Genomic DNA, 13796 nt, shown 5'->3' with positions numbered 1-13796 from the left:
CACTACCCAAGATCTCAAAGCAGTGAGGGCGGTGGTAGTGGACTCACGCAAAGGACGCAAGTTGTGTTACTCTATCTCAATTTCGAACCGAGCTCCTCCCTCTTCACTAGCTGTGAGATCGATACACCAGCCGTGTCCATCGACAATTGTTTCGACGATAGAAAGACCATAGCCTGTACTCTCTGCGAGTGTTGTATACCCCGAGTCGAAAACATCGGTACGTTCATCGGGTGGAATCCCATTACCTGTATCTTCGACGTAGAATCCAGTTCCATCGTCTAGCAACCCGACCGTTACTGTGACATCATCACCGCCGTGCTCTATGGCATTACGAAACAGGTTCTCGAAGAGCTGTTGCAGACGGTCTGGATCTGCCTCAATCGTTTGTTCACATGCTATTTCAAGACTTGCGTCGGCTGTCTCGACATACGACCATGCGTTCTCGGCAACCGACTCAAGAGCAATCGGGCGTGTATTCTGGATTTCTCTCCCTTCCTGGGCGAGCCAAAGTAAGTCCTCGATGATCTCTTCCATTCGCTGGTGAGACAGTGCAATTTCATCCAGATGATCGAGATCACCGGTTTCCTGCGCAAGTTCGAGATGTCCGTTGGCAACGTTAAGCGGATTACGGAGATCGTGAGAAACGACACTTGCAAATTCCTCGAGGCGACTATTTTGCTCCTCGAGTTGCTGTTCTCGCCCGATGCGGTCCAGGACTGCCGTCAGAATCGACGAAACGACTTTTGCAAGCAGTTCGTCGTCATCGTCGAATGCGCCGGGTGTTTTTGACCCAATCAGGATGATACCGTGATCTCCAAGTGGAAGGATAATCTCGCTTCGAATAACTGTCTCTGGATTGTAGACTGCCTCAGCAGTTCGAACATCATCGTATTGTTGTGGAACACCACTTTCGTATACTGCCCAAGCAATTCCATCACCGGGTCCAAACGTCGGGTGGGTTGAAATCGCATCTTTGGACCGATCTGAGACAGTTACTGACTCGAGTGCATTACTTCCCTCGTCGTAAAGATACACGCCATGCAAGTCAAAATCGAGGAGTTGGGTCAAGTTGTCGCTAACATGTGAGCAGGCCTCCACCCGCGTATCTGCCTCAATCCACTCTGTGGCTGCTTGATACAGTTGTTTAAGTTGGTTTTCTTTGCGTTTCCGCTCGGTGACTTCGACATTGACAGCAACAAATCGACTGATCGTGCCGTGCTCGTCAGTGATGGGCGCAATCGTCTGGTTGACAACGTATCGAGTACCATCTTTTCGCTGGTTAATGATCTCGTTTTGCCAGGTATCACCATCGAGAATCGTTCGCCACAGTTGCTGATAGTACGCATAGCCGTGTTCTCCCGATTTGAGGAGCCGAGGTGTTTTTCCGACAGCTTCAGAACGTGTGTATCCGGTTACGTCTTCGAAGCTTTCGTTCACATACGTGATTTCAGCATCAGTGTCAGTGATATAGATCGAATGACCAGCATGTTCGACCGCTTTGCGGAATGACTCGAGTCGTTCCTGGCGTTCTTTCTCCGCAGTCGTATCGCGAGCGTGCAGTACGAGGTGTCTCTTGCCCTTGAACTGGATTGGTTGGATGTTCAGTTCCGTCCAGAACTGAGTTCCATCTTTCGTCTTACAGCGCCAGTCGACGCCTTGTGAACTTTCGTTGTGAGCCTCCTCGAGGAGAGTATTCACTGGTGTCTCTGATGGTGGCTGCGTTTCAGCAGTTAACGATTCAAGCGAGTGTTGTTGAAACTCAGTTTTTGTATAGCCCCAATATTCACAGGCAGTTGTATTGACAGCTGTAATTGCTGTACGTGCTTGATCGTACACAAGAATTGCATGTGGGGCGCTATCGAGCAATTCGACTACAGATTCGTCACCACGGTGTGCTGTGATTTCGTCTCCAATTCGGGCTATTGTACTCTTCGAGTAGATTTCTGCAAGTGGAAAATAATCAGTAACATCTGCAGCGATCGCATCGCCGGCAATTGTACCTAAATCTCCTTCGACAAACAGAAAGAATGGCACGTCCGGATTCTCTTGGCGAACTGTCTCAAGGAGATCGACCCCAGTCTCCTTAGGAAGATTCTGCCGACTCAGAATACAATCAACAGACGCTGTCTCGAGGATCGTCGTTGCTTCGGCTAGACTCGTCGCACTTATCGTTTCTATGTCATCAATCTCCTGTGGATGTCGTGAAAAGAGCGTGTGAAGACTGTCATCAGTGACAACCTGACCCTCAACAACGAGTACTTGTTTTGTCATATATCACCTTAAGAGTATTGGATGACTCGATCCATGTCAGCATAGAGGCTCGCTACTTTCATAACCAAAATATGAATTCCAGTCCAATAATGACTCTGATTGGGTTTGATTAGGGTCCGTTTCATTCCTCGCCAGATTGGAGTAGAACAACAGTGACTCGGTTTCCGCCTGACTCCCGTTCCGTATACGAAACGAGACCACCAGACATCGTTACCAGCCAGTTGACCAGCCAAAGGCCAAGCCCTGATCCATGATGGACTGGGGATTCTTTGTCCCCCAGAAGACGGGTACGGTCCAACTCAGAAATTAGTGGGTTCGAATCCTCAACGTGCACTTTAATCGCGTCCCGTTCGATTCCCTTTTCCGAGAACACAACAGATTCTTGCTCAGCAGTCACAGTAGCCGTTTGATCGGCCTTCGACGAGTGTTTGACTGCATTTTGGAGGAGTTCACGAAATGCAGCTGCGATTTGTTCTTGGGCCACCACAGTCCGATCTGATAGACCCTCGAGTTGCAGATCGACGTCTTCAGCGGATACTGAGAGCTGATTGAGAACTCGATCAAATACTGTAGAAAGTGAAACCGGTTCTGGTTCAAAGGAGGTGGATGTCAGTAGTGCCTCGATCTGTCGCGCCTTTTCACTGCTAGCAAGCAAATTTGTGGCAGGCTGTTTCACTCCAGAGATCGTATCCGGATCGACATCCTGCTGCTCTTTTAACTCGGTAAGATGGCCGAGTAAGATGTTTAATTCGTTTCGTATATTGTGGAGAAGGATACGGTGAAGGACTTCGATTCTCCGCTCGGATTCAACGCGGTCTGTCACATCGTTCTGGAACCCAACGAAGTACGCAAGGTCGCCACCTGAATCCGTAATTGGGGCGATTTGCATATGGTTCCAGAACGGGGTTCCGTCAGATCGATAGTTGAGGATATCTGTTTCGACGGTTGTCCGACTCTCAATTGCGTCACGGACCTTCTCGACTGGGTCATCCGCTGTGAGTGGTCCTTGTAGGAACCGCGGATTTCGACCGATTGCATCGTCTTCGTCGTATCCCGTCACCTCACAAAAGTGATTATTAACGTAGGTAATCGGCATCTCATCCTGCGATGGATTTGAAATGATAATCCCCATCGGAGCTTCATCCATCGCCTTTGTTTTCCACTCGAGTTCCTGCTCTCGTCGTTTCCGCTCCGTAATATCCGTAATTAGCCCTTCAAGATACTCGATTGATCCATCTGAATTCGTAACTCCACGTCCTCGTTCGATGACCCACTTTGTCGTCCCTTCACGATCACGGAGTCGGTATGTGATTTCGTACTTATCACCATCCTCGAGTGCTGTTTGAACAGAGTCCCAAACGGTCTCGCGATCATCAGGATGGATGATCTCTCGCCAAGATATCTCGTGAGATTCTAATTCTGTCGCAGAGTATCCAATGAAGTCCTCGACATTCCCCATAACATGTTCTAGTGCCCACTCGGGATTATTTTCAGCGCGAAAAACCAGTCCCTGTAGATTGCTTGCTAGCGTCTCGAATTGGCGTTCTCGCTGGAGTCGCTGTGAAATATCACGAACGACACAGACATGGCCGCCAGTGTCTAGTTGGGTCAGCGACAGTTCTTCAGGGAATCGCTCACCAGTCACTCGTTGGCCATGACTCCGGCCAGCCCAGGTGCCGGCTCGCTCTAACTCGGGAAGAATCTCGTCGTGAAAGCGTTGGGCCTCGTCGTCTGGATACAACTCTTCCCAGTGGGTTCCAATGAGGTCATCCTGCTCATAGCCGTATAGATCCGCATAGGCATCATTGACGTAGAGATAGCGATTGTCCTCGGCAAGAATACCAATCCCTTCTGTTGCCGTTTCCAATGCCTGATATACCCGGTCGCGGTCACGACGAGAATGATACTGCTCAACGACGTTTGTAATTCTGTTAAGAAGGAGTGTAGCCTGCTTTTCTCCAGCCGTTTTTTGCACGTAATCCGTTGCACCGGCCGAGATCGCTTCACTGGCGACTGATTCACTTCCACTCCCCGTAAACAGGATAAATGGCAACTCGGCGTATTCGGCTCGAACTCTCTCGAGAAATTCAAGCCCATCTGTCTCCGGTAACTCATACTCGCTGACAATACAATCGATTTGCTCGTCTAGCGTCTGTAATCGTTGGATGGCGTCCGCTGCTCGTTGCTCAGTTATCACCTCAATATCAACTTCATTTTGTAGCGTTGCCGAAGGTATATGCGCTGAAAGAGTAGAATCTGGGTCCACATGGAGAATGTGGAGGTGAGTCATATCTCTCGTTTTAGAATACAGTTGGATAAGTATTTCCGCCCGGTTGAATGGCAGTCACTGTTTGTCATTCAGTGAAAGTAACAACCTATATGTGTTTCAAGCAACTAATTCTGTTGCTGGGCTGAATGCCACCCTCCAGGCACGCCGAGCAAGTGTCAGAGGCACGGACGGAACGGCAGAAATATTCCTTTTGCTGAACGAAGAGTGTACCCGAGCCAGTGGCTACTTTGATGGGTCCTTGTTACTGGTCTCGGCGTCGGACGTCTTATCATCAGTATCAGTGTCTGACTGGTGTTCCAACAGCTCAAACGGGCCACGAATGAGGTCGATCATCCGTCGAGCAACTCACCAACGTACTGATTTTCCCACTCTCGTCGTGCTTCAATCTCGCGCTGGCCACGTCGGGTAACGCTGTAGAAGTTCGTCCGACGATCTGCTTCCCCTTTCTCGACGAGACCTTTATCGACGAGCGTATCGAGGTTCGGATAGAGTCGCCCATGGTGAATTTCTTTCTCGTAGTAATCCTCGAGTTCGTCTTTGATCGCGAGTCCATGGGGATCATCCTGTCCGGCAATTGTATAAAGAAGGTCCCGTTGAAACCCAGTAAGATCGTACATAGACACTAATTGAGGGTGTTAGTTGTTAAAAACGTCGATATTCCTAGGTGAATAGCTCAGGGCACCGGAGACAGATTACCCCCAGCCATTTCGTCGATCTGGTCGATAACTCTCGTGATCAGACCATATGGATCATTGATACCACCACTTGGATCGTGATCAAGGACGGTTACCTCGAGAGCATCAGCGCTCTGGATATCACCCGTATTCACGTCGACGTTGAGAATCGATCGGGCGTAGATGATGAGCACGCGCTGGTCAGAGACGGTCAAAAATTCGATATCGAGTGCTGACAATGCCGATAGAAGGTCGACACTTGACGCCGCATGGTATTGTTTCTCTGCCTGTTCGCTATCAGCCATTAGTCTTTCCACTACATGCTACCCGAAAATTCTACGGATCAGTCGCTCGTTAACCAACAGACACCTCCTTGCGGCCGTCTGTTGGTTAATTCTCTGCGCCGGTGTCGGTCAACGGGTGAGGACTGCCTCTCAACCTGGGGTCTTCATTGGGCTCACCAGATCTTTTCAAACACGGCATGTGAGATATTTCCGTCTTTTCGAGGATCGAACCGGTCAGGTGCTTGCAAGCAAATCCTCAAAATTTTCGTTCTCATCGTATTGTTCGCGGTAGCGAAGTGCCCGTTCCCCAAGCGATGTAATTTCATAAAGCCCAGAGCGATCGGCAGGACCAACTTTCTGGACGAGTCCATAGTCTGAGAGTACTGGAAGACGGGTATTGATATTTTGCCGTGATTTGTTTGTATGATGCGCAAGATTCGTTGCTACGTTTCGACCAGTCTCCTCGAGTGCTTCAAGGATAAGAAAATCTGTTGGCTGTCGCAGTTTCATTCCAATCCCCAGTCATGAGTTGCGATGGTGACAAAATATCTTTGTTGGCCATTGTATACGATGGCGGTTATTTCCACAGACGAATCTGTGTAGAATTGTGTTTTTATTTCCCGGAAGCAGTGAAGGAGAGTCAGTACAAAAAGAGCCGGCGTCGGCCTTGTAGTTGACAGCTGGTAGCCACTGACTGTTCTGTCTTCAGTTATGATCGAACCCCAAACCCATCATCCGACCAGTAACAGCACAGCAACCGAGACAGCATTCGTTGTGTCGTTTTCGGAAAGCACAAACAATCAGGAACGGCGCATCCGGTACGTTAAACGCCAAGACAACTCGCAGTTCTGGCGCGTCGACGAATCGCGCCACGATGGCAGCTGGCAGGTCGAGACTGTCGAGCCGATCGAGAACCTGCAGTGCCAGCAGCCAGACATCACGGATGCCCTAGCCCCTAAGGCGGAATCGGCAGTATGACACACGCAAGATCGTGTCCACCGCGTGACGACCTCGTAGCAACACCCCATCATCCGACGACTCCCAACCACCCATATGGCGATCGAGCGGCTGTCTTGCTCGAGGCAAACGACCAGCATGCCCTGGCCGAGACACCGACCGCGATCTGCTGTCCGAACTGTGGCGAGGCCGTCACCGTCTACGAGCAGGGGCTTCCAACAGTCGTCCCGCATCTCGACATTGCCTGTGGCCAATGCGACGTTGAGTTGCGCGTCTGGTGTGTTGTCGCGGTCGATGCTGCGTATCTCTCAATTGTCGAGCCCTCGACGCTGACAGCGATGGTCCAACGGTTCTGGGACGACTGGCTCTGGGGTGGCATTACGAACAGCAAAGGCGAGCCGCGCAACGACGAGTACACGAGCCGGTTAGCAGAGAAAGCCTCAGCCTTTGGCTGGGACTGGGACGTCTCCTGTCCGCTGTGTCGGCGCTCACTGACGACTCTCAACCACGACGGCGCGATTGCAAACGGGAGCCTCGACTACCACCATTGGTCCCATAATCCCGATCAGGGGATCTGTCTCTGCCGTGAATGTCACGACATCATCGGCTTCGATACCTACGATACCGAACTCGAGGATCGCGCTGAAGCCTGGGGGTTTGACTCGCGGCATGATCTCCAGATTATTCGGCTTGGGCTTCGCCACGCTGCTGTTACTGGGCGGCCACTCGAGTCGTGGCATGCCCCAGCGCTTGTCGACCGGTACAATCTCCCCCAGTCGGTCGAGCGAATCGACGGACTGATCCGATCCATCTGTACCGACGACCAACTCTGCGATGCGTTCATCGACTCGCGGCTTGTTGCTGGAATTGAGTCTTCTACTAAATAGCCAACTCTACAATTACGGCCGATATTAGTTGAGATTCAGTAGATATATTCTCACATGTAGGATTCATACGGCAAAATCGTCGGAATAGGGATGGATTTTAACTAATTTGAAAGCATACAACAGCTATGTTACTATCGGGTGATTCAGATCGTTGGTGAGAACAGCGGTGGAATCAGGACTAAACTGGATCAAGGACAACGTTTGGCGGGTCATACTGGTTGTGAGTGATGTCTTCGTGAACGTACAGCCACAGGAAGAAGTCCTCAATACTTGCATGCCAGTTGGTGTGCTTAATACCAAGATGGCGACGGATTCGATGAACAGGAACACTGTTGCGCGCCATTCTAATACCACCGGTTGCTCGCAGATCACTTGCTCGCACTAACGGGACTGGCTGATTGAAATTGGGATGCCCTGGAATAGTTTGTTCTCTTTCTGTAAGCTCGGCCTTCTCTGCTGTCTTCATTATTGCGCTTTGATATAGCATGGAACTTCTGCCAGAGAGTGATCGGTTCGACTGAAACCACAAGGTATGACCGGGGAGCTGTGTATCAATCTTTCTTCCACCACTAGACCACGACTCAGGAAGTCGAAACTCCCATCTCTTTCCTGATACTGTCTGTTCTGCTGGAACAGTGACGATGACATCGTGACGCCGCTCTTCAACCCACTCGCTTTCGAGATCATTGAATAACTGACCCGTGAGCCCAGTGAACATTGCGAGAAGCACAGCTAACTTCCAGGCCGAGTTCTGGAGCTCAGTAGCGGTAGTATGGAGCTTTTTGAATTCCGAGGAGCTGAGGGGTCTTCGGTTTCTTGGTAGAAGTCCAGCCTGAACGACAGCCCGCCACCAACTCCCAAATCTATATTGATATGTCGAAGCGCCAAAGCCGGTTTTACTGGCTGATTCTTGCGGTGGTGCGACATCATCACCATCCGAAGCCTCCCGGAGCGCAGTAAGTAGCTGTCTGTCAGAGACATTCTGTTCCCTGTTCGGGCTATAGCCCGCAGCTCTTACGGCAGCATTCCAGCTCCCGAATCGATCTTTGTAAGGACCTACACTGAATTTTCCGTTTGAGTTCATCTCTGACATTGTTGGTTGTTTGTCCCCACTGAGTCGGCGCATTTCGTCGAGGAGTTCATCTTCAGTGCAGTGGTCGTTTGGGGTGTAGCCGGCAGTCTTTAGAGCGGCATTCCAACTCCCGAAACGGCGCCGGTAGATACTAGGCCAGAATTGTCCATCTGACTTCATATCTGACGTTTCCGGTGCTGAGTCTCCACCTACCCGCTGCATCTCCTCAAGGAGTTCCTTCTCAGTAGGTGAGCTGTTCGGGATGTACCCGGCGGCCCTCACAGCGGCATTCCAGGATCCAAACCTGCTCTCGTAAGGAGTTCTACTAAATTTTCCGTCTGACTTCATATCTGTGATTGACGGTGCTGAGTCCCCACCGAGTCGGCGTAACTCATCGAGGAGTTCTTGTTCACTGATTCGTTTCATTGACTCAGTACATGTGTGTTTCTTCCTGTTTGTCGATCTCTCCATTTGCGAACGAAATGTAGGGGGCCATACTCTGAGCTGTTTTGTGGCCGGTTTTTTTGATGGCTTTGTCAGGATTCGTGTCGGTACGCATCAACTGTGTACAGAACGTTGCACGGAGATCGTGGGAGATAATATCCGGTATCTCGTTCCCCTTGTCATCTGTTCCAAAATTCTTGATTTGTACCGTTTCACGGTCATTGGAATTGTCGATAGGGTCTTTTATTTCCAATTCCTGGCGGAGCCGATCTTCGCGGAACTGGGCACTAATCTCGGTGTAAGCACCAATGTCACGGTACCATTTGTTGAGGGTACCCTTGGAAACGCCGTCCCCACCGATCATCTTTTCACCGTGCATGGCATCGTCAGGGGCGTGGGTTCCTGTATGTGCAAAATAACGTCTAACCATATCTTTGAGAGGGAAATATTCACGCTCCTTGGTGACTGGGTTCGTCCAAGTGTCGTCGATAAGGATTTCACGGCCTTCGCCAGCTGGAGTCTTCGGTTCAAACTCGCCGTGGCCTAGCATGTTGCAGTCGCCGCACGGTTCATGAGTTCCATACTTTCGACAGGGATCGCTAGCCGGCACTTTCAGGTAGAGCGTGGGCTCTCCGTCTCGTGTTGGTTTCCAACGAAACCAATTGGTATGAACATGGCCTATAGTGTCAGGTCGAACACCTGTTCCGACGTGAAGGACTCCTGAAAGCCCTTTGTCAAAATTAGGGTAGTCAGCTGCACCTCTGACGAAGGCCACGTGGCGAGATTTGTAGAGCGGGATCGCGGTACGTCGGGGCATTTGGCTATTATTAATGTAGTAACAACTTATGTCTTACCAAGAATGTAAGGTAATTCTTATAATGTATATGGCATTATTTTAAAAAGGATCTTTATATTGCGGAGGAAAGTTCGCGGAATCTCCACATTATCATCGAAAACGTAGAGTCCTCGTTTCATTTTAGTCAGTTTTCTTATGTTGGTCTCAGCACGGTTATTTCACTCGATTTATTTGAGTTTTTACATTCCACCTTCTCTTCCATCAATCAACTCTTGTTGAATACGAGTCCCAATCCGGACAGAGAGTGATCCAGTTATAATCGCTGTACGAACGTTTTTGTCAGCTCCCGGTTCGGAGCTGACTTGGACGGACCAGTAGCTAATCGTGAGTGCGCTTGTCACGGAACAACCCAGTCAGTCGATGGAATCAGGCGGTCGATCACCTCCGGTAGCCGGCTCAGATGCCAACCTATCAATGTCGTTGAGCGAGTCTGCCGGATCGGAAGTGAGCTCACATGGGGAGTTGCGGAAATCCCACGTATAGATTGTTTTTCTACGTGCTATTTCTTCAACTTCGTTTGCCCCCTCAGCTCCGTCAAGCTCGACTGGCTCGAGTTCGACATCGCCGTGGTCATTGATCCTGTGGAGGCCGTCATCGTACCAAACATACCCTCGCCCATCGCTTTCTCGCTGCAGGTAGCCGTGGTCGGCGAGGTCGTTCAGGATGTTGAACACCTGTCGCTTGCCCACGTTGACGATTGGGTGTTCGGCGATTTCGGCGGTCTGCCAGCTGTGGAGGTCGGTGGCGGCTTTGATTACTTGCTGTTCACCCTCGCTCCGGGTCCGGATAACGCGCCCCTCAGCAGCAATCACGGGCTCGACCCACTCTGGGAGCGTATCGGTGTGCACGTAGACGACCGCCCCCTCCCCGTCGCGCCCGAAGCGCATAACGCTTTGTAGCGTCGTGTGTTCTCGCATGTGCTGGAGGACGTCGTCGCCGAACTCGCCGTAGGAGAGCTCAGCCCCCTTCTCGTCGTTTCGCTCGACGGCTTCGCCGGCGTAGGCACCCCACTTCTGGATGAACCGGTCCCCGTAATGGGTCGATCCGATAACCGCCCCGACACGCTTGTGCTTGAACTCGTTGCTGCCGAGGACGTTGCCGTACCACCTCACCTGGTCGGCAGGGCCCTCGAGCACTTCACCGGTGTTGTCATTGTAGGAGAGCACCCCCTCGCACTTGTACTCCTGAAGAGCGGTCATCGATGTAATCACGCTGGGATCCTCGTCGTGGCGCTCGGTGATTGCCTCTAAGAGGGCAGCGTCGTCGTTGACGGCGACGTGGTCCGCCGAGTTGTACGGCTTGACGTACTCCGACGTTCGCACCAGATTGAGGTCTAGGGCGTCCCGGAGGTAGTCCCGCCGCTCGTCGTCGGTCAGAATCTGGCGGTGGTTAAGTCGCTCGCCGAGCACCAGCTCCCACATTGATTTAGTCGGCGTCCCGTCGAGCGCGACCACGCCGCGGGCGTAGGAGAGGTCTGGTGGAGCAAGGACGCGGACGGTACCCTCTTCGCGGTCGTGAAGGCCGACACGTGAATCGTCGTTGTCGTGGCCGTCGGCAGCGAACTCGGCGCGCTCAAGCCCGTTCCCAAGATTGTTCTCCGCGGCAGCCAACAAGGTGAACGCAGCTAGCGGAGCAGCGGCGTTCGCAGCGTCGTCCTTAAGGACTGCTCGCCCGTCTGGGTCGATTCTGTGATCGAGAAGTTCGGTGAGTGCGTTGGCTCGTCGGGCGTCGTCGTCGCGCCCCTCGAGCAACTCGGTGTAGTCGTCAAACGGGATCGCGTCGTGACTCTGCAGGTAGTAGGTGACGGCGCCTTCGATGCCATGGTCAAGGGTCCGTTCGTAGGCTCCGCCGGGGAACTCGTCGAATACCACGGTCCGGCCGTGGACGACCTTGTCTTCGCGATGGGCGTGTGTGTAGTGGCCGATGAGGACGTTAATCTGTAGATCTTCATCTGGGTCCGCGCTCCCGTCTGTCTCGGGGTCAAAGTCCCACTTGCGAGCATAGGGGCAGTCAACGTGGTTCTCATCATGGCCAACTTGGCACGGGAGCGGTCGATCGAGGATGTCCTCGGCGTATTTGTGGATGTCTTGGGGAGTTGCACCGCGGTTGTACCAGTCGAGGACAGTTTCCTTCCAATCCTCGCCGTGTTCGCCGCTAGCGGTCGGACAGTCGCGGGTGAACGCTGGAAGGATCTTGTAGGTAAGACCGTGTTCTCGGCACCACTCGGCGATTTGGTCGTACTGTTCTTTTCGCCCTCGGCCGGTCAGATAAGTGATCGGCTCACTAGTTCGTGCGGCGGCCTCGATCGAGCCGAAGGACTTCCCACCGGTCGGGAGGACCTCAACGAGCCGGCGGTCGCCTCGTTTGTAACCGTCTGCAATCGTCTCGACAGTGCGCTCTCGGACATCATCGACGTCGAGTGTGTCTTGCTCCGGAAGCTCTCCATGAGCCGCTCGAGCGCCTGCAGCCTCCCAGTCCCAGGCAGTCACGGGTGGGAGGATATCCTCACTGGGGAGGACAGTTGTAGGCTCGGTTGCTTGCTGCCCCACCGATCGATCGAGTTCTGGAATCGGTGCGCCGCGATCGCGAGCGGCCTCGACGGCATTCCACCACTCAGCGCCGGTGAGGCGGTCCCATGGGTTGGAAATAATGTCCTCCTCAACGGCGATCAGCCCGAGGACACCGAAGGCCTCATTTTCTTTGTGGTCGTGGAACACGCCTTCGCCATTGTAGTGGAGGCTCTCACCGCTCGCAGACGCGCGATAGCTGGGATCCCACGTACTCCACCCGGTTGACTCTTCACCTGTTTGTCGGGTTCGTAGACGAACATCGGACGGCTCCAAGTTGTCGACCGTAGCGAGGACATCCCGGATGTCGGCGGTAGTTTCGTCGGCACTAGTCGAATCGGGGTTATAGCCCTTGAGTTCGGGGCGTTCTCGGTCGGTGTCGTGCTCGACCGACTCCTGATCCTCGTACCCATTGACTTTGAGAATTGTCCGAAGCACGTCGGTGTCCCACTTGGCCACCTCTAGGGGCGTCTCCTCAACGTGTTCCCCGGTCGCGACGTTGACATGCTTGTTGGCGTAGATCTCCACCGTCGGTACATCGTCATTCTTGCCCCACGGGTCACTATCGAGAGCGAACGTTGCTTGCTCCGTTCCGTCGATAGGCAGTTCCCCACGGTAGTAGGCGTGAACGCCGGATCCAGAGGTCGATACGTCGGCGTAGGTCGCCCCGAGGTGTTCAAGGATCGCCACGAACGCCGGATGCACCTCGCCCGTTTCAGGACAACGAATGTCGTCGCCGTCGACGAACGCATACGGGTCGTCCTCGAGTTGGATGAACACGCGCCCGTCAAGGCGGGGGTCATCCTCGGCGATTGCGACCGTTTCACCGTCGACGTAGTTCTCCTCGAGCCCCCACTTCCAACGGGCGTCTTCGTCAGGGTCAGCTTCCGGGTGGTCGTAATCTCCCCAAGGAGCGAATGGTAGCTTATCCTGGCGCCCCATCCACTGCTCGCGCTTGTGGAGCGTAGGCGGCCAGGTGTCGCTGTTCGTCTCAGTGAAATCAACGTCCTCCCATCTATCGGCAAGTTCGTTAGCACATTCTGCTAACGTCGACGGATCCACATTGTCTTCGTCGACGCAATCAGTACTGTTTGGTGTTGCGCTGTTGTTCGGCGGAATCGTGGGCGTAGTAGACTCAGCAGTCTGTCTGACATAATCACCCCAGTCATTAGGATTGAGCTCAAATCTGCCGAGAATCTCGCTCACGCCAGCGTTGGGGTGGTGGCTGAGATAGCGGTCAATCTGTCTTTTGAGGCCAATTCTTTCGTCTATCTGCTGTCGTTGTTGTCGGTCAGTGTTTGGCATATCGTTGGTTTTGCAATCGACTTCTACCGTCCGAAGGCACCACCAATGACAGCGCAGCCGCTCCTCAAGTGTAGCGGAGCGCTGAAGCCGTTGAGTGGAGAATTACTACCTATATTAAGGGATTGGGCGGCAACAGGGCCACACTGTGATTCTCCCAGAGAGTTGGACTCTTAGCCTTACGTGTGGTGT

At 52.7% G+C, this 13796-nt stretch carries 8 protein-coding genes and 1 pseudogene; 1 reads left to right on the top strand and 8 read right to left on the bottom strand.

Annotated elements, in window-relative coordinates:
* Positions 1–66: 66 nt before the first annotated feature.
* The 5 genes and pseudogenes from GS429_RS05955 to GS429_RS05935 all read right to left on the bottom strand — a co-directional run.
* Positions 67–2271, bottom strand: a complete 2205-nt coding sequence (locus GS429_RS05955; protein WP_160063648.1) for a PAS domain S-box protein — start codon at positions 2269–2271, stop codon at positions 67–69.
* A gap of 121 nt (positions 2272–2392) precedes the next feature.
* Positions 2393–4561, bottom strand: a complete 2169-nt coding sequence (locus tag GS429_RS05950) for a PAS domain S-box protein (protein ID WP_160063646.1) — start codon at positions 4559–4561, stop codon at positions 2393–2395.
* 329 nt (positions 4562–4890) lie between these two features.
* The gene (locus GS429_RS05945; RefSeq protein WP_141466402.1) at positions 4891–5178 is read right to left on the bottom strand and encodes a PadR family transcriptional regulator; all 288 of its coding nucleotides are present in this window, start codon (positions 5176–5178) and stop codon (positions 4891–4893) included.
* A gap of 56 nt (positions 5179–5234) precedes the next feature.
* On the bottom strand, positions 5235–5540 hold the full coding sequence (locus GS429_RS05940; RefSeq protein ID WP_141466401.1) for a hypothetical protein: 306 nt from the start codon (positions 5538–5540) through the stop codon (positions 5235–5237).
* Between the two features lie 225 nt (positions 5541–5765).
* Positions 5766–6029: pseudogene (locus GS429_RS05935) on the bottom strand (winged helix-turn-helix transcriptional regulator); the annotation flags it as partial.
* A 464-nt stretch (positions 6030–6493) separates the two neighbouring features.
* Between GS429_RS05935 and GS429_RS05930 the strand changes: the two are divergent.
* Positions 6494–7363, top strand: a complete 870-nt coding sequence (locus GS429_RS05930) for a hypothetical protein (RefSeq protein WP_141466399.1) — start codon at positions 6494–6496, stop codon at positions 7361–7363.
* 178 nt (positions 7364–7541) lie between these two features.
* Here the strand turns inward: GS429_RS05930 and GS429_RS05925 are convergent, their stop codons facing one another.
* The 3 genes from GS429_RS05925 to GS429_RS05915 all read right to left on the bottom strand — a co-directional run bounded on the left by GS429_RS05925 (position 7542) and on the right by GS429_RS05915 (position 13508).
* Complete coding sequence (locus GS429_RS05925; RefSeq protein ID WP_160063644.1) at positions 7542–8861, bottom strand: homing endonuclease associated repeat-containing protein; 1320 nt, start codon at positions 8859–8861, stop codon at positions 7542–7544.
* 4 nt (positions 8862–8865) lie between these two features.
* Positions 8866–9696: a site-specific integrase gene (locus GS429_RS05920; RefSeq protein WP_201293965.1), complete on the bottom strand. Its 831-nt coding sequence runs from the start codon at positions 9694–9696 to the stop codon at positions 8866–8868.
* 392 nt (positions 9697–10088) lie between these two features.
* Positions 10089–13508 (bottom strand): hypothetical protein, encoded by a 3420-nt coding sequence (locus tag GS429_RS05915; RefSeq protein ID WP_160063642.1) that lies wholly within the window; start codon positions 13506–13508, stop codon positions 10089–10091.
* Between the last annotated feature and the right edge of the window lie 288 nt (positions 13509–13796).

Source organism: Natronorubrum halalkaliphilum (genome assembly GCF_009834785.1).
Classification (GTDB): domain Archaea; phylum Halobacteriota; class Halobacteria; order Halobacteriales; family Natrialbaceae; genus Natronorubrum; species Natronorubrum halalkaliphilum.
The sequence above is the reverse complement of the archived record's forward strand: the minus strand, read 5'-3'. Positions and strand labels throughout refer to the sequence as shown.

Bases quoted from the DNA above. Each gene is read 5' to 3' on its own strand.
- GS429_RS05955 (WP_160063648.1), bottom strand. From the start codon at position 2,271: ATGACAAAACAAGTACTCGTTGTTGAGGGTCAGGTTGTCACTGATGAC.
- GS429_RS05945 (WP_141466402.1), bottom strand. From the start codon at position 5,178: ATGTACGATCTTACTGGGTTTCAACGGGACCTTCTTTATACAATTGCC.
- GS429_RS05950 (WP_160063646.1), bottom strand. From the start codon at position 4,561: ATGACTCACCTCCACATTCTCCATGTGGACCCAGATTCTACTCTTTCA.
- GS429_RS05920 (WP_201293965.1), bottom strand. From the start codon at position 9,696: ATGCCCCGACGTACCGCGATCCCGCTCTACAAATCTCGCCACGTGGCC.
- GS429_RS05925 (WP_160063644.1), bottom strand. From the start codon at position 8,861: ATGAAACGAATCAGTGAACAAGAACTCCTCGATGAGTTACGCCGACTC.
- GS429_RS05930 (WP_141466399.1), top strand. From the start codon at position 6,494: ATGACACACGCAAGATCGTGTCCACCGCGTGACGACCTCGTAGCAACA.
- GS429_RS05940 (WP_141466401.1), bottom strand. From the start codon at position 5,540: ATGGCTGATAGCGAACAGGCAGAGAAACAATACCATGCGGCGTCAAGT.